Annotated in this window: 18 protein-coding genes; 12 read left to right on the top strand and 6 right to left on the bottom strand. The window is 69.4% G+C overall.

Translation table 11 applies throughout. The features are described 5' to 3' along the window. The 7 genes from ACFFIA_RS27725 (at position 1) to ACFFIA_RS27695 (ending at position 8262) form a co-directional block, all read left to right on the top strand. Positions 1–723 carry a cysteine hydrolase family protein gene (locus tag ACFFIA_RS27725; RefSeq protein WP_377255868.1) on the top strand — a complete coding sequence of 241 codons (723 nt, stop codon included), beginning with the start codon at positions 1–3 and terminating at the stop codon, positions 721–723. Beyond that, positions 720–1832 (top strand): ABC transporter substrate-binding protein, encoded by a 1113-nt coding sequence (locus ACFFIA_RS27720; protein WP_377255865.1) that lies wholly within the window; start codon positions 720–722, stop codon positions 1830–1832. Before ACFFIA_RS27725 ends, ACFFIA_RS27720 begins: the two co-directional genes overlap by 4 nt. Positions 1833–1837: 5 nt before the next feature. Further along, positions 1838–3607 (top strand): ABC transporter permease, encoded by a 1770-nt coding sequence (locus ACFFIA_RS27715; RefSeq protein ID WP_377255862.1) that lies wholly within the window; start codon positions 1838–1840, stop codon positions 3605–3607. A 49-nt stretch (positions 3608–3656) separates the two neighbouring features. After that, positions 3657–4847 carry a M24 family metallopeptidase gene (locus ACFFIA_RS27710; RefSeq protein WP_377255859.1) on the top strand — a complete coding sequence of 397 codons (1191 nt, stop codon included), beginning with the start codon at positions 3657–3659 and terminating at the stop codon, positions 4845–4847. A 4-nt stretch (positions 4848–4851) separates the two neighbouring features. Further along, on the top strand, positions 4852–6177 hold the full coding sequence (locus ACFFIA_RS27705) for an MFS transporter (protein WP_377255856.1): 1326 nt from the start codon (positions 4852–4854) through the stop codon (positions 6175–6177). Between the two features lie 92 nt (positions 6178–6269). Further along, a complete protein-coding gene (locus ACFFIA_RS27700) occupies positions 6270–6953 on the top strand; it encodes a GntR family transcriptional regulator (RefSeq protein ID WP_377255853.1) in 684 nt (227 codons plus the stop codon). 79 nt (positions 6954–7032) lie between these two features. Continuing rightward, positions 7033–8262, top strand: coding sequence for an MFS transporter (locus ACFFIA_RS27695; protein ID WP_377255850.1), 1230 nt, complete (start codon positions 7033–7035; stop codon positions 8260–8262). Between the two features lie 227 nt (positions 8263–8489). Here the strand turns inward: ACFFIA_RS27695 and ACFFIA_RS27690 are convergent, their stop codons facing one another. Beyond that, on the bottom strand, positions 8490–9185 hold the full coding sequence (locus ACFFIA_RS27690; protein ID WP_377255848.1) for a GntR family transcriptional regulator: 696 nt from the start codon (positions 9183–9185) through the stop codon (positions 8490–8492). Between ACFFIA_RS27690 and ACFFIA_RS27685 the strand changes: the two genes are divergently transcribed. After that, complete coding sequence (locus ACFFIA_RS27685; protein WP_377255846.1) at positions 9091–12093, top strand: FAD-binding and (Fe-S)-binding domain-containing protein; 3003 nt, start codon at positions 9091–9093, stop codon at positions 12091–12093. The two genes, ACFFIA_RS27690 and ACFFIA_RS27685, sit on opposite strands and share 95 nt — an antisense overlap. 64 nt (positions 12094–12157) lie before the next feature. Here ACFFIA_RS27685 and ACFFIA_RS27680 read toward each other — a convergent pair whose 3' ends face one another. Further along, a complete protein-coding gene (locus ACFFIA_RS27680; protein ID WP_377255843.1) occupies positions 12158–12661 on the bottom strand; it encodes a thioesterase family protein in 504 nt (167 codons plus the stop codon). 325 nt (positions 12662–12986) lie between these two features. Between ACFFIA_RS27680 and ACFFIA_RS27675 the strand changes: the two genes are divergently transcribed. The 4 genes from ACFFIA_RS27675 (at position 12987) to ACFFIA_RS27660 (ending at position 16915) form a co-directional block, all read left to right on the top strand. Further along, positions 12987–13916, top strand: coding sequence for a tripartite tricarboxylate transporter substrate binding protein (locus ACFFIA_RS27675; protein WP_377255840.1), 930 nt, complete (start codon positions 12987–12989; stop codon positions 13914–13916). A 21-nt stretch (positions 13917–13937) separates the two neighbouring features. Continuing rightward, on the top strand, positions 13938–14456 hold the full coding sequence (locus tag ACFFIA_RS27670; RefSeq protein ID WP_377255838.1) for a tripartite tricarboxylate transporter TctB family protein: 519 nt from the start codon (positions 13938–13940) through the stop codon (positions 14454–14456). Next, positions 14453–15961, top strand: a complete 1509-nt coding sequence (locus ACFFIA_RS27665) for a tripartite tricarboxylate transporter permease (RefSeq protein ID WP_377255835.1) — start codon at positions 14453–14455, stop codon at positions 15959–15961. The genes ACFFIA_RS27670 and ACFFIA_RS27665 overlap by 4 nt, the downstream gene beginning before the upstream one ends. A gap of 144 nt (positions 15962–16105) precedes the next feature. Further along, positions 16106–16915: a DeoR/GlpR family DNA-binding transcription regulator gene (locus tag ACFFIA_RS27660; protein WP_377255832.1), complete on the top strand. Its 810-nt coding sequence runs from the start codon at positions 16106–16108 to the stop codon at positions 16913–16915. A 75-nt stretch (positions 16916–16990) separates the two neighbouring features. Here ACFFIA_RS27660 and ACFFIA_RS27655 read toward each other — a convergent pair whose 3' ends face one another. From ACFFIA_RS27655 to ACFFIA_RS27640, 4 genes are read right to left on the bottom strand one after another with little or no spacing between them, the layout of a single operon-like run. After that, on the bottom strand, positions 16991–17809 hold the full coding sequence (locus ACFFIA_RS27655; protein ID WP_377255829.1) for a hypothetical protein: 819 nt from the start codon (positions 17807–17809) through the stop codon (positions 16991–16993). Then, positions 17806–18768 carry a CoA transferase subunit A gene (locus ACFFIA_RS27650; RefSeq protein WP_377255826.1) on the bottom strand — a complete coding sequence of 321 codons (963 nt, stop codon included), beginning with the start codon at positions 18766–18768 and terminating at the stop codon, positions 17806–17808. The genes ACFFIA_RS27655 and ACFFIA_RS27650 overlap by 4 nt, the downstream gene beginning before the upstream one ends. Continuing rightward, a complete protein-coding gene (locus tag ACFFIA_RS27645; protein ID WP_377255823.1) occupies positions 18765–19682 on the bottom strand; it encodes an SMP-30/gluconolactonase/LRE family protein in 918 nt (305 codons plus the stop codon). Before ACFFIA_RS27645 ends, ACFFIA_RS27650 begins: the two co-directional genes overlap by 4 nt. After that, complete coding sequence (locus tag ACFFIA_RS27640) at positions 19682–21307, bottom strand: AMP-binding protein (protein ID WP_377255820.1); 1626 nt, start codon at positions 21305–21307, stop codon at positions 19682–19684. Before ACFFIA_RS27640 ends, ACFFIA_RS27645 begins: the two co-directional genes overlap by 1 nt. Between the last annotated feature and the right edge of the window lie 162 nt (positions 21308–21469).

Below are 21469 nucleotides of genomic sequence, written 5' to 3'. Positions count from 1 at the left end.
ATGCTCACCGGACCCACCATCGACGTCTACGACCGCAAGGAGTTCCTCCAGGTCATCAACGACGCCGTTCCGGTCGTCCCGGCCAAGTCCGCGATCGTGACGGTCGAGATGACCAGGCGCCGGCTCACGCCCGTAGCGCCGTTTCCCCCTGGCGTACGGGACGATCTGCTCGCCAACACCGAGAAGCTGCTCACGCTGGCCCGCGAGACCGGCACCGCGGTTATCCACGTCCTGTCGGCGCTGCGGTCGGTCGAGGCGCAGGCCCGCGCCAACACCCGGGTCAACAAGGCATGGGCCGCCATCGGCGCGTCGCCGAGTCCGTACGGCCCGCTGCCGGACGAGTCGGTCGACGTGCAGGACGGCACGTTCGAGCCGGACTTCGCGGTCTCGGTCGCCGAGACCGACTACATCATCAAGACCAAGAAGTCACTGAGTGCCTTCTACCAGACCGACCTCGAGTGGCTGACCAAGGCGCTCGGTGTCGACACGCTGATCCTCGCCGGCGCGAACACCAACGCGGACATCCAGTCCACCGCCTACGACGCTAGCTGCAAGGCGTACAAGGTGATCACGGTACGGGACTGCGTCGCGACCTGGTTCGGCGAAGACCTCCAGGAGCTGGGTCTGCAGCAGCTCGGGCGCTGCCAGGGCTGGGTCCTCACCTTGGCGGAACTCGCGGCGAAGCTCACCTCCGCTGAGGCCAGCCCGCGGGTGCCGGCATGAGACGCCGCCGCACGACCGCGCTGCGGATCGTGGCCCCGCTGACCGTGGCGGTGCTCGCGCTGGCCGCCTGCGGTGGCGGTGACGAGGCGACGGCGGCATTGCCGGAGGATCTCGCCGTGGCGTCCACGGTCGAGATGACCGACGAGGAGTACACCGAGTACCTCGCGAAGCTGGAGGAGGCGTCGAAGGCCGAGGGCGGCGTGCTCAGCTACTACTTCAGCGCTCCCGCCGCGGCGGCGCAGAACCAGATCAACCTCTTCATCGAGAAGTACCCATGGGTGAAGTTGGAGTACACCTCCGGCGGCACCCTTGAACTCATCGAGCGCATCATCACCGAGAACAGGGCCGGCCGTCCCAGCGCGGACGTCATCCAAGGCGGCCCGCTGGAGGACAACACGCTCTGCCGGGACGAGGATATCTGCCTGGCGTACGACCCGCGCGGCGAGCGCGGCCTGCCGGCGGACCGCCTCTACGCCGACTGCGTCTGCTCGGTGGCCGACTTCTTCACGTTCCACATCGTCTACAACACCAACAAGGTCACCGCCGCGGAGGCCCCCAAGACCTACGAGGACCTCACCGACCCGCGTTGGCGGGGGCGGTTCGGCATCAACATCGACCAGCTCGACTGGTTCGCCGGGATGCTGGCACACCTGGGCGAGGCGCCGGGCGTACAGCTCATGGAGGCGATCGCCGCCAACGAGCCCGTCATCTACTCGGGCGCGGACGGCCTAGAGAAGCTCGCGGCAGGGGAGTTCGATGTCGCGCTTCCGCAGAGCGCGACGCGGACGGTACGGGACCTGATCGCCGACGGGGCACCAGTCGAGATCGTCACCACGCCGGTGACCATCGCCCAGCCGGACATGTACTTCCCGCTGAAGAACGCGCCGCACCCGGCCACCACTCGGCTCTACATGGAGTGGCTGATGAGCGACGCCTGGCAGAACACGGTCGGCGAGGCCGTCGTGAAGGTGCCGATCAAGCCGGGGGCCCCGATTCCCTCGTCGGCCGAGGGCATCCTGTCCAGCGAGCTGTTCTTCGAGACCACCGACAACTTCGGCGACTACGCCACGCGTGTCGAGCAGCACCAGTCGATCTTCGTAACGGGCTGACCGACATGACGACCATCGTGGAAGGGGGGTCCCGGCTCAGCACCGGCCGGATCACCCGGTTCTCCGCCCTGCGGGGGGTGCTGTCCCCCCGCAGGCTCGTCTACGGCCTGGTCCTGGTCATCCTGCTTGCCCAGGTGGCGCTGCCGATCGCGATCCTGCTGTACACCAGCGTGAAGGACGCTCGGCCCACCGATGCCGACTTCTTCTCCCCGACCTTCACGCTCGAGAACTTCCGCGACGCGTTCAGCTCCGGCCGGCTGCTCAGCGTCACCTGGACCACGGTCCAGTTCGCGGTCGGTTCCACGCTCGTCGCCCTGGTCCTGGGGACGTTCCTGGCGTGGATCGTCGCCCGTACGAATGTGCCGTTCCGCAACCTCGTGGGCCTGCTCACGGTCGTCCAGATGGCGGTTCCGGGGATCCTCGTCCCGGTCGCGTGGACGTTCCTGGCCAGCCCGGAGATCGGTGCCCTCAACGTGGCCTGGCGAAACCTCACCGGCACCGACGGCACGCTCTTCAACGTCTACTCCATGCGGGGCCTCATCCTCGTCAACGGCCTGACGATGGTGCCGATGGTCTACCTCTTCGTGGTCACCGTCTTCTCCTCCATGAACTCCTCGCTCGAGGAGGCCGCCGAGGTGTCGGGGGCGTCGAAGCTGCGCGCGGTGCGCGACATCTCGCTCCCGCTGGCGGCCCCCGGCATCGCCGCCGTCGCGATCATGGCGCTGATGCGGGCCTGGGAGGCGTTCGAGATCCCGTGGTTCCTTGGGGTCAACGAGCGGATCTTCACCTACGCCTCGGAGATCTACCTGCGCACGAGCACACCTCCGAGCAACGTCGGTCTCGTCTCCACCTACGCGGTCTTCATGCTGGTGGGAGCCGTGCTGATGATCTGGTGGTACGACCGATTCAACCGAGCGGGGGATCGGTACGCCGTGATCAGCGGCAAGAACTTCTCGTCGGTCCGGATAGACCTGGGCCGAGGGCGGGTGCCGATGGCCATCCTCACCTTCGTCGTCCTGACGGTGGTGATCCTGCTTCCGCTGCTCATGCTCCTTTGGATGTCGCTCAATCCGTACTTCCGGCAGGTCAGCTGGGACGCCATCATGTCGGTGTCGCTGGACTCCTATGTGGACGCGCTGCGGACGCCCAACGTCCTGCAGGGGTTCACGAACAGCTTCCTGGTCGGGGTGCTCGCGAGCATCGGAGTCCTCACGCTGTCGACCCTGGCCGCGTGGTTCTCGGCCCGGCGGATCGCCGGCGGCCGGCTGCTCTACCTGTTGACGTCGGTGCCGATGGCCCTGCCCAACGTCATCGTCGGGGTCAGCTTCCTGTGGATCTTCCTCATCCTGCCGCTGCCGATCTACTCGACCCACTGGGCGCTCGTGATCGCGTACATCACCATCATCATCGCGGTGGTGTCGCGTCTGGTCAGCGCCCGGATGCTGCAGATCAGCTCCGAGCTGGAGGAAGCCGCACAGGTGTCCGGGGCGAGTTTCATGCGGGCGATTTGGACGATCGTCGTCCCGCTGCTGTCGCCGGCCTTGCTCGCGGGCGCGCTCATCACGATGGTGATGAGTTTCCGCGAGTTGCAGACCACGCTCTACCTCGCGGGTCCCCAGACCCGTACCGCGGCGGTCGTCATGTTCGACATGGCCGGCGACGGGCAGTTCTCCACCGTGGCCGCGTTCGGCATCGTCACGTTCGCCGTCCTGCTCGTGGGGCTCGTCGGTTACAACCGCCTCAACGCCCGGATGGGACTCGATGGCGGCCTCTAGGTCGCCCTCGGGCCCGGCAACCATCGTCGTCGAAGCAGTAAGGGATGCCATGACCACCGCAGTCCAGGGGCCGCTCACCGACCGCGACTACCCGACGTTCTCCGGCCCGGAGTTCGACCGCCGGGATGCCGAGATACGGGCCAGGATGGACGCTCTCGACCTGCAACTCGTCGTCGTCTGCGGTCGCGGTGGCCGCGACCCGAACGTGCTGTACCTCAGCAACTGGTTGTCTACGCGAGAGGCCTGGGTTCTGTTCCCGCGCCACGGCGAGCCGACGATGCTGATCCAGCTCTCGAACCACCTGCCCCTGGCCCGGCGGATGTCCCGGTTCCCCGACGTCCGCTTCGGCGGCTCAGCCCCAACGGGCTCGGTGGACACCGTCCCCACCCTCATCGAGTGCCTCCGGGAGCGCGGCGTCTCGACCGGCCGGGTGGGTCTGGCCGGGACCATCACCTGGCGCGAGCACGCCCGCCTCACGGCGGCCTTTCCCCGCGTCGAGTGGGTCGAGTTCGGCGGCCAACTCGTGGACCAGCGCCAGGTCAAAAGCGCCGAGGAGCTAGAGCGGCTGGCGGTCTCGGCACGGATGTGCGACGCCTCGGCGATGGCGATAGCCGAGCAGGCCCGGCCCGGCATGACCGAGCACGAGCTGGCCAGGATCGTCGAGGACAGCTACCTGGCCGAGGGCGGGGTCAACGGGATCCACTTCATGGTCGCCACCCAGATGTCGGATCCGCGCGGCGGCGTACCGTGCCAGCACCAGTCCGACCGCAGGCTCCAGCTCGGCGACGCCCTGGTGGTCGAGCTCAGCACGAACTACGCCGGCTACTCCGCCCAGGTCCTGCGCAGCTACACGATCGGCGCCGACCCGACACCGTTGTACGCCCGGCTGCACGACGTCGCGCTGGAGGTCTTCGACGCCGTCGCTTCGGCGATCAAGAGCGGGTCAACGGTGCCCGACATCCTCGACGCGGCGCAGGTCGCCCAGGAACGGGGCTTCACGATCTACGACGACCTCGTGCACGGCTGTGCGCAGCTTCCCGCGATCGTCCGTACCCGCCAGACCTACCGCGGCGAGCCCGAGGGCTTCGTCTATCAGGAGGGTATGTGCCTGGTCGTCCAGCCGAACATCGTGACGCCCGACGGCCTGGCCGGCGTCCAGTACGGCGAGATGTTCAAGGTCACCGCGTCCGGTCTCGAATCGCTGCACTCGGTGCCGCGCGAGTTCTTCCGGTGCGGCTGACGGCGTGACGACCACGGACAACCAGAGGCGTAGGGAGCGGGGCCCGCTCCGGCGGCGCCTGGTCGTTGACATCACCCCGCTGCGGGAGTCGCCCGACTACCGGCGGCTCTGGACCGGGCACGCCGTCGCCATCCTGGGCACCCAGATGACCAGGGTCGCCGTGCCCTACCAGGTCTACGTGCTGACTGACTCGACCCTCATGGTCGGCCTGGCGAGCCTCGCGCAGCTCATCCCGCTGATGGTCTGCTCGCTGTTCGGCGGCTCGGTCGCGGACGCCGTCGACCGTCGCAAGCTGCTGGTGATCACCGAGTGCCTGCTCGCCGTCGTCGTGGGCGGCCTGGCCCTGCTGGCACTGCTGGACCGCCCGCCGATCTGGGCCATCTTCGTACTGGTGGCCGTCTCAGCCGGACTCTCGGCGCTGGAGAGCCCGGCGCGCAGCGCCTCGGTCGCCAGCCTGGTTCGCCGGGAGATCCTCCCCTCCGCCTTCGCACTGAACCAGTCCCTCACCCAGGTGGGCGCGATCGTGGGGCCCGCCGTCGCCGGCGTCGTCATCGCGGCGCTCGGGCTGTCGACCACGTACGCGGTGAACGTCGTCTCCTTTCTCCTCTCCGTCGCGGTGCTCAGCCGGATGCGGCCGATGCCACCCGCCCATGCCGTCACCCGGCCGGGGCTCAAGTCGGTGATCGAGGGCCTGACCTATCTCCGGAGCAAGCCCGCGGTGATGGGGTGTTTCCTGGCCGACGTGAACGCGATGTTCTTCGGCATGCCCCGCGCGCTCTTCCCGGCGATCGCCCTCGGCCAGCTCGGCGGCGACGCCATGACCGTCGGCCTGCTGCACGCGGCCCCTGGAGCGGGCGCTCTGATCGGCGCCCTCACCTCGGGCTGGGTCGGGTCCGCGACGCGCCAGGGACGCGCCGTGATCATCTCGATCATCGTCTGGGGTCTGGCGATCGCCGGCTTCGGCCTGTCGCATTGGCTGCCGCTGACGCTACTGCTGCTCATGGTCGCTGGCGTCGCCGACGTGGTGTCGGCCGTGTTCCGCCAGACCGTCCTACAGCTCAGCGTCCCGGACCATCTGCGCGGACGGCTCTCGGCCGTACATATCGGCGTGGTCACGGGGGGACCGCTGCTGGGGGACGCTCGGGCCGGGGCGACGGCGAGCTTTAGCAGTCCGGCCTTCGCCATGGTCTCCGGCGGTCTGGCCTGCGCGGTGGTCATGGGGTTGCTGGGCTGGCGGCTGACGGCGCTGCGCCGGTGGACGCTCGCGGACGCCGAGATCGATCGCCGTGAGGACAGGACCGGACATGGCGGAGCACATGGAACCTCGTAACTCCACGGGTTCACCTCGATTCTGTAGAATCGAGGCGCCGAAAGGTGCGCTCGGGGATGTGCCCCGGGGTGAGGAGAATCGAGGGCAGCACTGTGGCGTTCGGCGAGCACCAGGCGACGTCCTTTGCCGGCATCTCAGGGACCGTCCACGAGCGCGTCCGGGACTGGATGCGATCGGCGATCGTCGACGGAACGCTCCCGCGCGGGTCGCGGATCGTCCAAACCGAGATCGCGAAGCTGCTGGGGGTCAGCCCCACACCGGTACGCGAGGCGATGCGCGACCTGGCCTCCGAGGGCCTGATCAAGGTCCATGCCCGGCGGGTGGCCACGGTGACCGCCATCGATGCCGACGAGCTCCGCGACATCCGGCTGCTGCGCGAAACGCTCGAGGCGCTGGCGGCCCGCCTGTGCGCGGAACGGATCACCGACCAGGAGCTCGCCGAGGCGGAGCGGATGCAGGAGGAGATGGAGCGCGATCCGGACCTCAACAAGTACGTCGAGCTGAACCGCACATTTCATCTGCTCCTGTACAGCGCAGCCCGTTCGCCGCGCCTGACGCAGATGCTGCAGTCGTTGCGGGCCGCGACCCCGGGCATGCTCTCGGTGGCGTTCATCCGCTCCAAGGAGCGGCGGCTGGACGGCCTCGACGAGCACCGGCGCTTCCTGAAGGCCTGCCGCGACCGGGACCTCGACGCGGCGGAGGCGATCTTCCGGGGTCACTCGTCCGCCTCGTTCGACGAGATGGAAGCCTCCCTGGAGCACCGGCCGATCGCCTGAGACCCGATCGACCGCGCCCTGACCGGCCGAGCCACGATCGGCGGGGCCTCGATCGGCTCATCCCGGGCGGGGACGGGCCGTGACGAACGACGACAACCAGCTCCCGACCCGGCCTCCGCTGGCCGTCGCCGTACCTCCGCTGCTGGTCTTCTTCAACCCGCTCACGCAGCTCGCGTACATCCCGATCTCGGTGGGTCTGGGGCGCAGCCTCGACCTCAGCCCGGCACAGATCGGCATCACCATCGGCGTGCACAGCGTGGCCACCGCAGCCGCCGGTCTGTTCGCCGGGCCGCTGCTCGACCTCATATCGATCCGCAAGGTCCTCGTGCCGGGCATGCTCGTCAACGCCGTCGTGTCGATCCTGCTCTGCCTCTACCAGAACTACGCCGTGCTCACCGCCGGACGGCTGCTCACTGGCTTCGCCAGCGGCGCCATGGCACTCTGCGGCCAGGCACTCGTGGCAGACCTGACCAAGGGCGACCCGAAGGCCCGCGACCGGGGCTACTCACTGCTGCAGACGTTCGTCAGCATGGGGGCCGCCTCGGCGCTCGCGCTGGGCGCGTTCGCCGCGTCGCTGGACCGGCCGGTCATCGTGTTCGCGGCCGGCGCGGCCTACGCGACGGCGCTGCTGGGTGTCGTCCTCATCGCGCGACTGGGACGGGAACACCCGCCCGCCCGGCACACACCCGGCATCCCGTTCCGCGGGCGGATCAGCTTGACACTGCGAGCGATCCGCGGGATGTTGCGGGAACGGCGGCGCCAGTGGCTGATCCTGTCCAGTATCGGGATCGGGCTGACCATGCAGGGCAGCCACTTCGGCGTCAGTGTGCTCCTCGACCGACTCTCGGGCGACCTCAGCACACTGGAACGGGTCGGCCTGTCGATCCTCATCCCCTGTGGCGTCTTCACCGGCAGCTTCATCAACCGCATGTCCCTGAAACGGATCACCCGCGAGCAGCTTTTCACCCGGCTGTACCTGGTCATCCCGCTCGCGGCAGCCGCCTACGCCACGGTAGCCCTCGCCGCGCTCGACGTTGTGGCCGTCGCGCTGACGCTGGTCCTGCTCGGGACCTGCCTGGGCGCCCTCATGCCACTGTCCATGGCCATCAGCGTGGACTGGAACCCGGAGCTACGCGCGACGGCGGCCGCCGCCGACACCCTCTCGCGCAGCGTAGGCCAGACCACCGGTCCAATCGCCGTGGGCGCGCTGGTGGCCCTGGCCGGCGTCGGCACGGTGGGATTGGTCGTCTTCGGCGCGACCTTGCTCGGCCTCACCGCGTCACGGAACATCTTCGCTGCCCGGACCTGAACCGTCACAGTGCTCGTCATCGAGGTCGCCGGGCCGTCGATGGGACGCGAACGGGATCCCAACCTGTACGACGTACCGCTACTGCGTTTCGGTTCCGCCCAGGGCCGACAGCCGTCAAGGGTGCCATTGGGCCCGGCGCAGTCGGGTAGGGCCTGATCTCCTCCGGTGCCCTGCCGGTGGCCGCCGTCAGTAGGTAACGGGGAGAGCCGTTTGGTGGTTGGTGCTCTTCACTCCACGACGGCGTTCCAGACCTCTGCCACAGCTGGGGCGTGGGGCGGCAGGCCGGCGACCTGGGCGACGAGGAGGCGGCCGGTGTCGACGAGGTGTTGGCGCATCGCCGCCTCTGCGGTTGTGCCGTCGCCCCGCGCGATCGCCGCGATCACTGGTTCGTGGTCGTCCCGGATCTGGCGCAGCGAGCGACTGCCGGGCGAGGAGGGTGGGGTGAGCAGGTCGGTCGTCGCGCGGAGCGAGGCCACGATATCGGCCGCGCGCCGGTTGCCGGTGCCGCGCAGGATCCGGTCGTGGAGCAGTCGATCCGCTGCCCAGAAGGCGCGTTCGTCGTCGTGGCGCAGGGCGGCGTCGAGGGCGTCTAGGGCGTCGGTGACGTCCAGGCCGGCGGCCCCGGCTCGGCGCGCCGCCGGGGGTTCCAGGGCGAGGCGGACCGCGAAGATCTCGGCCACGTCGTGCGGGTCGGGGAGGATGACGCGGAAGCCGCGGTTGCGCTCGAACTCGACCAGTCCCGCCTCGGCCAGCTTGAGCAGTGCCTCCCGGACCGGGCTGCGGGATACGCCGAGCAGGTCCGCGATTTGGTGCACGGAGTATCGCTCGGTGGGCACGAAGCGGCGGGTCCTGATTCCGTCGCGGACCGCCTCGGCCGCCCGGTCTGCGAGGTTCGGGGGCAGGCGTAAGGCCAGCTCAAACATGAGTAGCATGTTACATGTGACACGCACTTCTTCTCGCTCGACCGGCCTGGCCGGTGAGCTGCGTCGCGCCGGGCTCGAGGTGCGGGACGACACGGGAACCAGGGCCATGTACGCCACCGACGCCTCTCTCTACCGGATCCCACCGTTGGCGGTGGTGCGGCCCCGTGACGCGGCCGAGGTCGCTACCACCTTGGAATTCGCCCGCGCGGCGGGCGTGCCGGTCACCTCGCGCGGAGGCGGCACCTCCATCGCTGGCAACGCGGTGGGGCGTGGCCTTGTGCTCGATTTCAGTCGTCACATGAACCGCGTGCTGAGCATCGATCCCGAGACCCGGACCGCGGTTGTCCAGCCCGGTACCGTGCATGCGGATCTCCAGCAGGCCGCGCTGCCGCACGGTGTCCGGTTCGGGCCCGACCCGTCGAGCCACTCTCGCTGCACGATCGGCGGAATGATCGGCAACAACGCCTGTGGCAACCGGGCGCTCGGCTACGGCCGGACCTCGGACAACGTGCGGGGGATGACGCAGCTGCTGGCCTCGGGCGAGAGCCTGGTGACTGGATACGACGTTGACGGCCGCCCGGTCGCTCATGGGCCGGCGGGACTGCTGTCCGACCTGCGCCGGGTCATGGGCCGTCACCTCGCGACGGCCCGGACCGAGTTCGACCGGTTCGGTCGGCAGGTCAGCGGCTACGCGGCGCAGCACCTGTTGCCGGAGCGCTTTGACTTGAACCAGGCCCTGGTCGGGTCCGAGGGAACCCTCGCGATCGTCACCGAGGCGACTGTTCGCCTGGTCAAGGATCCCGTCTACCGGGTGCTCGTCGCGGTGGGCTTCGACGACATCGTCCGTGCCGGCGAGGCCGCTCCGGTGGTGACGACCTTCGCGGCGACTGCCTGCGAGGGCATGGACGAGCGGCTCGTCGCGGTGCTGCGTTCGCGTCGGGGCGACGCCGCCATCCCGCCGCTGCCCAAGGGGCGCGCGTGGCTGTTTGTCGAGATCGCGGGGGACGACCGGGGGGAGGTGCTCGACCGCGCTCGCGCGCTGGCGTGCGTCGGCCTGGGTGTTGAGTCGATTCTGGTTGAGGAGCCCGAGGCCGCGGCACGACTGTGGCGTATCCGCGAGGACGGCGCTGGGCTGGCTGGCCGGGCGCCGTCGGGACGCCCGGCGTGGCCAGGCTGGGAGGACGCGGCCGTTCCGCCGGAGCAGTTGGGCTCCTACCTGGCCCGCTTCGACGAGCTGGTCGCCTCCTACGGGATGACCTCGGCGCCGTACGGCCACTTCGGTGACGGCTGTATGCACGTCCGCCTCGACTATCCTCTGGACCGGTCGGACGGCCTGCGGGTGCTGCGCCGGTTCCTGGTTGCCGCAGCCGAGCTGGTGGCCGAGTACGGCGGGTCGCTGTCTGGGGAGCACGGGGACGGCCGCGCCCGGGGAGAGCTGCTGCCGGTGATGTACTCGGCCGACGCCATTGCGTTGTTCGGCGGGATCAAGCAGGCATTCGACCCGGACAACCTGCTTAACCCGGGGGTGCTGGTCGACCCTGATCCGTTCGACGCGCAGGTGCGGGTCGCCGGGGTGGCCCCTTACCGGGCGGGGCTGGCCTTCGCCTACGAGCACGACGACGGGGACCTCGCCCAGGCGGTGCATCGGTGCACGGGCGTCGGCAAGTGTCGGGCGGACAATGCGGCAGCCGGCGGGGTGATGTGCCCGTCATACCTAGCCACCCGGGAGGAGAAGGACTCCACCCGGGGTCGGGCCCGGGTGTTGCAGGACGTGGTCCGGGGCGCCGTCGACTGGCAGGATCCGGCGGTCGCCGAGTCGCTCGATCTCTGCCTTGCCTGCAAGGGCTGCCTGTCCGACTGCCCGACCGGTATCGACCTGGCGACCTACAAGGCCGAGGCCCTGCACCAGCGGTACCGGCGCAGGCTCCGTCCGCTCGCCCACTACACCCTGGGCTGGCTGCCGCGCTGGAGCCGACTGGCCGGGTACGCGCCGAGGATGGCGAATGCCGCTGTCCGGCTCCCGCTCCTGCGTCGGCTCGCGCCGGCGCTGCTTGGTGTCGACCACCGCCGGTCGTTGCCGACGTTCGCACAGCAGCCGTTGCGTCGCTGGTGGACGAAGCGGGTTGCGCCCACCGTCACCACCGGCCGGCCGGTGTTGCTCTTCGTCGACACCTTCACCAATTCGTTCTCCCCGGCAGTCGCCGAGGCGGTCGTCCGGCTGCTGCGCACGGCCGGCTTCGAGCCGCGCCTGCCGTCGGCGTCGGTGTGCTGCGGTCTGACCTGGATCAGCACCGGTCAGCTTGACGCCGCCACACGCATCCTTGGTCGGACCGTCGCCGAGCTGGCGGCCGCAGTCCGGGCCGGGGTGCCGGTGGTGGGTATCGAGCCGAGCTGTACCGCCGTCCTGCGCTCCGACGCGGTTGAGTTGCTGGCCGGCAACGACCGGGCCGCTGACGCCCGAGCGGTGGCGGCGGCCACCAAGACCATCGCCGAGCTGCTCGCCACCGCCGAGGGATGGGTCCCACCCGACCTGACCGGTACCGTCGTCGTGGCGCAGCCGCACTGCCACCACCACGCCGTGCTCGGCTGGTCCGCGGACCGGGCGTTGCTGGAGCAGACCGGCGCCACGGTGACCACCCTGGCGGGGTGCTGCGGGCTCGCGGGCAACTTCGGCGTGGAGCGGGGCCACTACGAGGTCTCCGTCCGGGTCGCCGAGCAAAACCTGTTGCCAGCTCTCGACGCCCACCCCGACGCGGTGGTGCTGGCCGACGGCTTCTCCTGCCGTACCCAGGTCGCCGACCTGCGCCGGCGGCCGTCGCTGCACCTCGCCGAGCTGTTGGCCGGGCCGGTCAGCGCCGACGAGCCCGCTCAAGGCACCGGCGGGAGGGTCTACGGCGACCGCCGGTGAGCTGGCCGGCTGCCCGCGGCACTGCCGTTGAGCTGGCCGGTTCCGCGGCGGCCGGTCGGACGGCTCAGCCACCTCGGATGGCCATCGCGCCACCGAGGGGAGCTGTCCAGTCGACGCTGTTGTCCCGGGCGATCGCCGCGTCGAGTGCGGTGGCGACCTCGTCCGGGAACAGCGCGGTCCGGCGTTGGGCGATGTCGATGTGCAGGATCATCGCCTCGAAGGTGAACGCCAAGGTTCGCGCGGAGCGGTTCGTCAGCAACACGATGACGTGCAGGGACTTGGCCGAGCGGGCGAGCAGCCGGGTGTGCGTGGAGAACTCGCTGCCGGGGCGCAGCTCGTCGAAGTAGCGCAGGTGGTGCTCGGCGGTGAAGGTCGTGAAGCCCGTCCGTTCGAGGTAACCGTCACCGAATCCCAGCTCCTCGAACCGGGTGAGCAGGGTCTGGTCGCCCAGCCCGAAGTAGTGACGGATGTTCATGTGACCGTTCTGGTCGAGGTGCTCGGGGCCCACACGGCCGGTGACCTGCGCCGGCAGTTCGGTGATCTCGTCGTATCCGGGAAGTGTCGGCATGGCGCGAGAGGCTAGCCCGTGTGCGACGGTCCACATCGTTCGGGGCCGTCAGAGCGGGTCAAATCCCTGCCCAGGGTGGTGAGGTGAGGCACTGGCAGGAGGCCGACACGCGGAGTTGTGTGCATTTCCGTGGAGTCTATTGACATCTCGTGGAAACTCAAGGGAGCATGTGCCCAATGTAACACCCATGGCACGCCGTGGTTAACGAGGCATTGCAGCCTGTTGCGGTACGCCGGACCACACAACATCACACACCGCCCCACATAACTCCGGAGGCAAGTCCATGCGTACCGCACGCAGAACCCGGTCCCTGTCCGTTGCCCTCGTGGCGATCGGTGCGCTCCTGGCCACCTCGGCGTGCGCCGGCGATCGCGGCGGGGCCAGCAACGGGGACGGCAGCGCGTTCCCCACCAAGCAGATCCGCTTCGTGGTCCACGCCCCGGCGGGCGGGGGCTCCGACACGACCTCCCGCGCCCTTACCGCCGAACTGGAGAAGATCCTCGGCCAGGACATCATCGTCGAGAACCGCACCGGTGGCGGCGGATCCACCGCGCTGCAGTACGTGGCCGGGCAGAATCCGGACGGTTACACCCTCGGCTACATGCCGGTCGAACTAGGCATGTTGCCGCACCGGGGTGCCGACGTGGACCCGGCGAAGTACGACCTGCTCGGTCAGCTGGTCAACATTCCGGGGGCGGTGGCGGTCCCGAAGGACAGCCCCTACCAGACCATGGCCGACCTGATCGAGGCGAGCAAGTCCAAGGCGGTGCCGATCGCCATCACTGGAGCCGGCGGAGTCTGGGACATGGCGACCACGGCGCTGAACAAGGCCGCCCAGTCCGGCCTGCGTGGGGTCCCCTTCGACGGGGACGCCCCGGCGGTCGCCGCCGTCAGCGGCAAGCAGACCGAGGCGGTGATGGCCGGGGTGCCGACGGTGCTTCCGGCCGCCAAGGACGGCAACCTCCGGGCCCTGATGGTGCTCAGCGACGAGCGCCTGGCGGAGCTGCCCGATGTGCCGACCGCCAAGGAACTCGGGTACGACCTGCCCTTCGGCGGCTGGGGCGGCGTCGGCGCTCCGGCCGGCCTGCCCGACGACGTCCGCCGCACTCTGGAGGAGGCGATCGCCGAGGCCCGCGCGTCGGAGGGCTTCACCTCGACGATCGCGCGGATCAACTCCACCGTGGTCAACCGCAACGGTGCCGAGTTCGAGGAGTTCGTGAAGTCCCAATCCGAGCTGTTCGGTCAGTACCTCTGAGTGTCGAAGGCAGCATGACTCGTGGCAACGACATCGACGCAGGGCGAACCGGTGGGCGAGCCCGGTCCTGACCAGAGCGGCTCGCTGCGGGCCCGGCTACGTGCCCGGACCGGGTCCGGGCACGCGGTCGCCGCCGCCGGGATCGGCCTCGCCGTCCTGGTGCTGGTGCAGACCTCTGATCTGCCGCGAAGCAGCGACATCGGCGGGCCGGGGTCGGGACTGTGGCCGCAACTGCTGGCCGTGTTCATCCTGGTCATGGCCGCCGTGATCGCCCTGCGACACCGCCGGGCCGGCACGGACGACGAGCAGGCCCCGGTCCGTCCGGACGGCCTGCTGCGGATCCTCGTGGCCGCGCTGCTGGTCATCCTGTATGGGGTGGCCTGGCAGTACCTGCACTTCGTGATCGTGACGCCGCTGCTCATCGCTGGTTTGTCCTACGTGTTGGGGCTGCGGTCCTGGCCCGCGTTGACGCTCTTCCCCGTCGGGGTGTCGCTCGTTCTCTACGGACTCTTCGCGACCGGATTCGGAATCGCCCTATGAACGACTTTTTCCACGGAGTCGCCGTTCTGGGCGATCCGGCTGTCCTGGTCAATGTGATGATCGGTGTCCTGGTGGGCATGCTGGTCGGGGCCTTTCCCGGGGTTACCGCGACCATGGCGGTCGCCCTCGCCAGTGGCCTCACCCTCACCATGGAGCCGATCGAGGGAATCGCGGTGCTGCTCGCGATCTACGTGGCAGCGAATTTCGGGGATCGGGTGCCCGCAATTCTCATCAACACGCCGGGCACACCGGCCTCGATTGCCTCGACCTTCGACGGATACCCGATGGCCAAGCAGGGGCGGGCGGGAATTGCCCTGACCGCCTCCGCGATCGGATCCGCCGTCGGCGGCTTGGCCAGCATCGCGGTCTTCGCCCTGGTCGCCACGCCGGTCGCCAACGTGGCCCTCAAGTTCGGACCAGCCGAACTGTTCGCGCTCATGGTGTTCGGGCTGACCATGATGGTCGGTGTCTCCGGGGGGCACATCGCCAAGGGTCTGCTCGCGGGTGCCGTCGGTCTCCTGCTCGCCGTCGTGGGACGCGATCCGATCGGTGGCGAGGACCGGTTGATGTTCGGTATCGACTACCTCGCCGCGGGAATCCCGGTGATTCCGGTGCTGATCGGTCTGTTCGGGGTCGCCGAGATCCTCGACCAGATCGCCACCCGGCCACGTCAGGGCGCCCCCCGGATCACCCAGTTCGGCCGCTGGTGGCCGAACCGAGGTGAGTTCCGCCGGATGCGGCGACCGGTCGTGGTCGGCACGGGCGTCGGGGTGGGCGTGGGAGTGCTGCCCGCCGCCGGCGGCGACATCGCCGGCCTCCTTGCCTGGGAGGGCGCTCGGCGGACATCGTCCCGTCCGGAGGAGTTCGGCAAGGGCTCGATCGAGGGGATCACCGCGTCCGACACCGCGGCCAACGCCAGCCTGGGCGGCTCGCTGACCACCACGATGACCCTGGGCATTCCCGGCGACGCCGTCATGGCGGTGGTTATCGGGTCCATGGTGGTCTGGGGCCTGCAACCCGGGCCCGGGCTACTGAACAGCCGGCCGGACCTGGTCGGCACGATGACCGCGATCATGGCGGTCGCCACGCTCTTCGCCCTGGCCATCAGCCTGCTGCGCCTGCGGGGGATGGTGAAGCTGCTCAATCTGCCCGCCCCGTACGTGTGGGTGACTGTCCTGATCTTCTGCATCGTCGGCACCTACGCCATCGGCAACAACGTGCTCGACGTGGTCGTCATGCTCATCGCCGGGGTGTTCGGGTTCCTGATGCGACGGACCAGCGTGCCGCCGGGACCCGTCGTGCTGGGTCTGCTGCTGGGTCCGCTGGCGGAGTCGAATCTGCGTCGGGCGCTGCTGATCCAGAGCCCCGGGCAGATGCTGTCCCGCCCGATCGTGATCCTGTTCCTAGTACTGACTGCGCTGGTGCTGGTCAGCTCGTTGCGGGGCGTCGGATCCCGACGCAAGGTGACCCGGAAGAAGACCAGCGATGCGGTCGAGCGACAGTAGCAATCAGGACGCGGATGCGACGAGCAGAACCGCTCCGGATCTGCTCATCGCACCGCGTACCATGCCATGCCAGAATGCAACCATCCACAACCAAACTCACGTGACCGCAGCCACGGTCGACATCCACCATGAGGGGGTGCGCAGATGACCGCGGAGAGCCGTGGTGCCGAGAGGGCCGATTCGCCCGGTATCTTCGCAGTCGAACGGCACGGGCGGATCGTCGACCGTCTTCGCCGAAAGGGTCGCCTCGAGTCGGCCGAAATCGCGGCCGAGTTCCAGGTCTCGGGGGAGACGGTGCGCCGGGATCTGATCGTCCTGGAGCAGGCGGGAGTGCTCAAGCGGGTGCACGGAGGTGCCGTTCTGACCGCGGTGACCGGTGTGATACCCGACGTGCATCAGCGCGAGACGATAATGCGGTCCGAAAAGGCGAAGATCGCGCAGGCGGCCGGGCGGTATGTCCCCGCGCAGGGTGGGCTCATTCTCATCGACGCGGGCACGACGACCCACGCGTTTACTGAGGTCTATACCTTCGACGCGGCGACGACCGTGGTGACCCCCTCGCTCGTGGTCGCCGACGAGGTCCTGCGTCGCTCCGAGTCGAACGTCCACACGCTCGGCGGCAGCGTCAACCCGCGGACCTGGGCGGAGAGCGGCGACTGGACGCTGCACGCCCTGTCGGGCATGCAGGCCGACGTGGTGTTCCTGGGTGCCTCCGGAGTGACCGTCGCGCGGGGGGCGACCACCTCGGACCACACCGACGCCATGGTCAAGCGCGCCATGGTCAAGGCGTCGCGCCGCCGGGTTCTGCTCTGCGACTCGGCGAAGATCGGGGTGGCACACCTGTCCCACTTCGCCGACCCCGGCGACATTGACGTGCTCATCACCGGCGCGAAGGCCAACGGGAGCGAACTCGACGGGCTGCGGACTCTCGGCGTCGAGGTCGTCGTGGTGTGACCGGGCGGCGCCAAGGGTGGCCCCCGCGGCGGTCGGGCTCGGCACTGCCACGACCCGCCGCGGGGCCCCACGCCGTCAGATCGACCGCCTGAGGTGGCCGAAGGGATCCACGGACTCCCGCAGGATCCGCAGTTCGTCACGGGTCGGCGGGGCCTGGAGCGCCTTGATGGGCGCGTACCGGAAATCGAAGCCGGTGGCGTCGACCACATCCTCCGGACGGACCCCCGGCACCGTGGCGATCAGTTCGGCCAGGCCCTCATCGTCGAAGCCGAAGATGCCCAGCGGGGTCACCACGAGCTCCGGCCCGCCGCCGCGCAGCCCGAGGGCGGCCCGCCCGGAGCGGCCGTCGGGGAAGCCGACCCCAGTACGGTGGTGGACCGACTCGACGAACCGGAGACGGTCGTTCCGGGGCATCATGATGATCTCGCGGCCGAACAGGCCAAGGTGTTCCGGGATCAGGATCGGCCCCACCAGCCGCAGCTTCCCCCTGGACGCCGACACCGTGGTGGTGTTGAGGTTGCCGGCGCGGTCGACCTGGGCGCCGGAGCTGAAGCCCACGGTTACGTCGCCGCGCCGGAAGGTGTAGAGCGGCGGGTACGACATGTCACGCGCGTCGCACTCAAGCTGCAGTAGCACCGGGTCGAACTCGGCGTTGGGCAGGGTCGCGAGCATGTGCAGCGAGGGATTGACGCACCAGCCGCCGAGCAGGACGGTCAGGTCCGGCGCGTGCGTCTCGCGCGCCAGTTGCATGGCGGCGAGGGGGATCATGGTGCCGAACATCGCAGCGGCATCGCCGGTGGTCAGCCCGGTGAAGCCCACGTCGTCGTTGCGCATCGTCCGGGCCACCGCGACGGCGAGCAGTTCGTACAGTGTGGGATCCTGGTCGTCACTCACAGCAGTCCCGTTCCCGTCTCCAGGGTCGCCCACCGGCTGGCAGGTGTCAGGTCGAGGTAGGCGTCGTTGTCCGCAGGCCCGTAGACGTAGGTCTCCAGGTAGGCATGGAAGTCCTCGGCTGAGCGGGAGGCGGCCAGGTACCGCTCGAAGTGGTCGACGTCAAGCTGGTAGAAGCCGAGGCTGTGGCACGGGTGGGCGCCGCGTGGCGCGTGCGCGACGGCCTCGACGCGCAGTCCCGAGATCACCGTCAGGTCGGCGTGCTGGCGGACGAACTGGTTGGACACGATCCGCTCGGCGGTCACGATGACCCGGTCGCTGGCCCGTGCCATCACCCCGTCGAAGGTCTGCGGCACCAGACGGGAGGCCGGCGCGAGGACGTTGCCGTACTCGTCGGCCAGCCCCACATGGACCACCACGACGTCGACGTTGGCGGCCGGCACGACCTGCAGCGGTGTCCCGGTGAATGGACAGGTCATTTCCCGGGCGTTGGTGTTCCCAGTCATGACATCAGAGCCAGCCAGGGAGTACACGGGCAGGAAGGTCCACCCCGCCTCGCTGGCCCTGAACCGGTCGAAGGCGACGACCTCGCTGTAGTCGTGGACCTTCAGCCGGCCGGCCTCGACAGCCCGCCGGTAGTTGGGCGCCAGGCCGAACTGCTCCAGACCGACGTAGGAAGTCTCGACGACCGCGACGGCACCGGCCCCGACCAAAAGGTCGAGTTCGGGACCGTTGAGGACGCCGATCACCGTGAGCTCCCGTCGACGTTGGCGGGCCAGCTCCCGGACGAAGGCCATCGGGTGCTGGTACACCGACTGCCCACCGAAGGCGATCCGGCATCGGTCCGGGACCAGCGCCGCCGCCTCCCGCAGACTGACCAGCTTCGAGGTCCGCGGTTCGGGCGACTCGCCGGTCCAGGGGCGTCGGATGCTCGACGCGAGCTGTCTGGTCGTGCGGCTCACAGATGCCTCACCTTCATCGGCAGAGGCGCACCGGGCACGTCCCACCGCACCGTGGTGATCCGGCCGAGCGACGCCTCGGTGACGTACAGGGTCCTCAGGTCCGGCCCGCCGAAGCAGACGTTGGTCACGACCGGGTCGGCGCAGCGCAGCACCCGCTCCACCGGCCCGCCGCCGGGCAGCACGACGAAGACGGCGCCGGCGGTGGAGCCGGCGACGAGCAGCCGGCCGTCCGCGTCCAGGCACATGCCGTCCGGGGAGATGTCCGGGCCCAGCTCGGCGTAGGTGCGCCAAGCGCCGAGACGACCCGGCGCAAGGATGTCGGCGGCCAGTACCCGGCCGGTGCGGGTCTCGCTGACCAGCAGGGTGGACTGGTCGGTGCTGACGCAGACGCCATTGGGAAAGAGCAGTCCGGTGGCGCTGCGCACCGCCGGCCCGTCGGGCGGTTGGTAGCACACGGCGCCGTGGTGGGCGGCCTGTCCGTCGTCGCCCCAGTGCGGGTCGGTGACGTAGTAGCCGCCCAGCGCGTCGAAGCAGATGTCGTTGGGCGCGTCGAGGGGGATCCCGTCTATCTCCTCCAGTACCACCCGCAGGTCGCCGCCGGGACAGACCTGGAGGATCCGCCCCCGACGGCCTCCGGGACCGGCCGTGCTGGAGGTCGAGGCCGTCGCCGGCCAGTGGCCACCGTTGTCCGCCACGTGCAGGACACCCTGAGGGCTCAGCGCCGCCCCGTTCGGTGCGCCGTCGCTGCGCGCGACAATGCGTATGCCCGCTTCGTCGAGTACCGAGACCGCGCGGGCAGCCAGGTCGACGAAGATCAGCGCACCGTCCTGGGTCCAGCAGGGGCCCTCGGGGAAATGGAGGCCGTCGACCAGCACCTCGCGCAGGTCCGCCGGGCCCGGTTCGGTGGTGGCCATCAGGTCGCTCCCGCCGTGCGGCGGGCCGCCTGACTGTCCCAGGTGCTCGGGGTCACGCCCTGGGCGCGCAGTTCGGTCTTGCGGATCTTCGCGGTGGGGGTGCGCGGCAGCGCGGTCGCGAACTCGACGTAGCGGGGAACCATGAACCGGGGAAGTCGGGCCGACAGGAAGCTGTGCAGCTCCTCCTCCGTCAGCGTGGTGTCCGCCGCGCGGGTGACGACCAACTTGACCTCCTGTTCGCTGATCGGGTCGGGGACGGCGACGGCCGCGGCCATCTCGACCGCCGGGTGCGCCAGCGCCTGGGCCTCGACTTCGGTCGAGGAGATGTTCTCGCCCCGCCGTCGGATGGAGTCCTTGTTCCGGTCGAGGTAGCGGTACCTGCCCTGCTCGTCGACGGAGAACACGTCGCCGGTGTGGAACCACTGGTTGCGCCATGCGGTGGCGGTGGCGGCGTCGAGACCCCAGTAGCCGGACATCAGCCGCCACGGTCGGTCGGTGCGGATGACGAGTTCGCCGGGTGTCCCCGCCGGGACCTCCCGGTCGTGTTCGTCGACGATCCGCAGGTCGAACCCGGGCCGGGCGGTGCCGCAGACCGTAGGGTCGATCGGCCCGTTGTCCCAGCCGCCGACGATGGGGCAGCTGATCTCGGTCATGTTGTAGACCGAGTAGGCCTCGACGCCGAACCGAGTCCGGAACTCCTCGACGCCCTGGATCCACGGCGAGAACAGCACGCCCACGAGCGGGTTGTCCTGGTCGTCGGGCCGTGGCGGCTGCCGGAGGACGAAATTGGCCGTGGTCGCGATCAGCAGCGTGAAGGTGCAGGAGTAGGCCCGCACGTCCGACCAGAAGGCGGCGGTGTCGAACCGTTCGCGCAGCACCACCGATCCGCCGCCGAGCATCGCCGCGTACAGCGGTGTCTTGCCGCTGATGTGGAAGGTGGGGTACGGCGAGTAGAAGACGGTCCACGGTTGGCGCAGGGTGCGTTCGGGCCCGGTACCGATGGTCGTCTCGAACAGTTGACCCCAGGAGACCATCACGCCCTTGGCCGGGCCGGTGGTGCCGGAGGTGTACAGCAGGCAGGCGAGATCCCACTCGCGGGGGAAGTCCCAGGTTCGGACGGGGGCGTGCGGGACGCGGTCGACCGCCCGTACATCGACCCCGTGAGGTGCGACCGCGTGGGTGAACGCGGGGGAGGCGGTCCCGGTCACCACGATCCGGTCGAGGCGTCCGAGGTCGGCACCGAGGTCGGCACCGAGGTCGGCACCGAGGTCGGCGACCGCGTCGAGGTACCGGTCGCCGACCACCGCGAGTTTCGCCCCGGAGTCGCGTACGACGTGGGCCAGCAATGAACCGCGCAACTGGGTGTTGAGGGGTACCTCGACGGCGTCGAGCAAGGCCAGGCCCATCCAGATGGCGAGTGCCTGTGCCGACGTGGGTTGCAGCACCAGTACCGTGTCGCCGCGGCCGACCCCGAGGCCACGCAGGTAGCCGGCCCAGTCGTTGCACAGCTGCCAGAACTGTGCGCAGGTGTAGTCGTAGCCGTCGACCTCGCGTATCGCTGTCCGGTCGGGGGTCTCCCGGGCCCTGAGCGCGATCTGCTCGGGCAGGGAGATCGGCTGCTCCATCGGCCTACGCTCCGTTCGTCTGCGCGACCCCTGCGACTCGTGTGTGATTGCCTGGGACTTAGTGGAAATCCTCGGACGGTCGATGCCGCCAAGGTTGCGTCTACGCTGGGATTGTGTGTATCAGTTGATCAAGGTGTAATGCAAGTCCTGTGCTAATGTTTG

Source organism: Phytohabitans kaempferiae (assembly GCF_042433955.1).
GTDB classification, from domain to species: domain Bacteria; phylum Actinomycetota; class Actinomycetes; order Mycobacteriales; family Micromonosporaceae; genus Phytohabitans; species Phytohabitans kaempferiae.
The sequence above is the reverse complement of the archived record's forward strand: the minus strand, read 5'-3'. Positions and strand labels throughout refer to the sequence as shown.

Bases quoted from the DNA above. Each gene is read 5' to 3' on its own strand.
- ACFFIA_RS27715 (WP_377255862.1), top strand. From the start codon at position 1,838: ATGACGACCATCGTGGAAGGGGGGTCCCGGCTCAGCACCGGCCGGATC.
- ACFFIA_RS27725 (WP_377255868.1), top strand. From the start codon at position 1: ATGCTCACCGGACCCACCATCGACGTCTACGACCGCAAGGAGTTCCTC.
- ACFFIA_RS27710 (WP_377255859.1), top strand. From the start codon at position 3,657: ATGACCACCGCAGTCCAGGGGCCGCTCACCGACCGCGACTACCCGACG.
- ACFFIA_RS27680 (WP_377255843.1), bottom strand. From the start codon at position 12,661: ATGCCGACACTTCCCGGATACGACGAGATCACCGAACTGCCGGCGCAG.
- ACFFIA_RS27660 (WP_377255832.1), top strand. From the start codon at position 16,106: ATGACCGCGGAGAGCCGTGGTGCCGAGAGGGCCGATTCGCCCGGTATC.
- ACFFIA_RS27690 (WP_377255848.1), bottom strand. From the start codon at position 9,185: ATGTTTGAGCTGGCCTTACGCCTGCCCCCGAACCTCGCAGACCGGGCG.
- ACFFIA_RS27645 (WP_377255823.1), bottom strand. From the start codon at position 19,682: ATGGCCACCACCGAACCGGGCCCGGCGGACCTGCGCGAGGTGCTGGTC.
- ACFFIA_RS27665 (WP_377255835.1), top strand. From the start codon at position 14,453: ATGAACGACTTTTTCCACGGAGTCGCCGTTCTGGGCGATCCGGCTGTC.
- ACFFIA_RS27720 (WP_377255865.1), top strand. From the start codon at position 720: ATGAGACGCCGCCGCACGACCGCGCTGCGGATCGTGGCCCCGCTGACC.
- ACFFIA_RS27640 (WP_377255820.1), bottom strand. From the start codon at position 21,307: ATGGAGCAGCCGATCTCCCTGCCCGAGCAGATCGCGCTCAGGGCCCGG.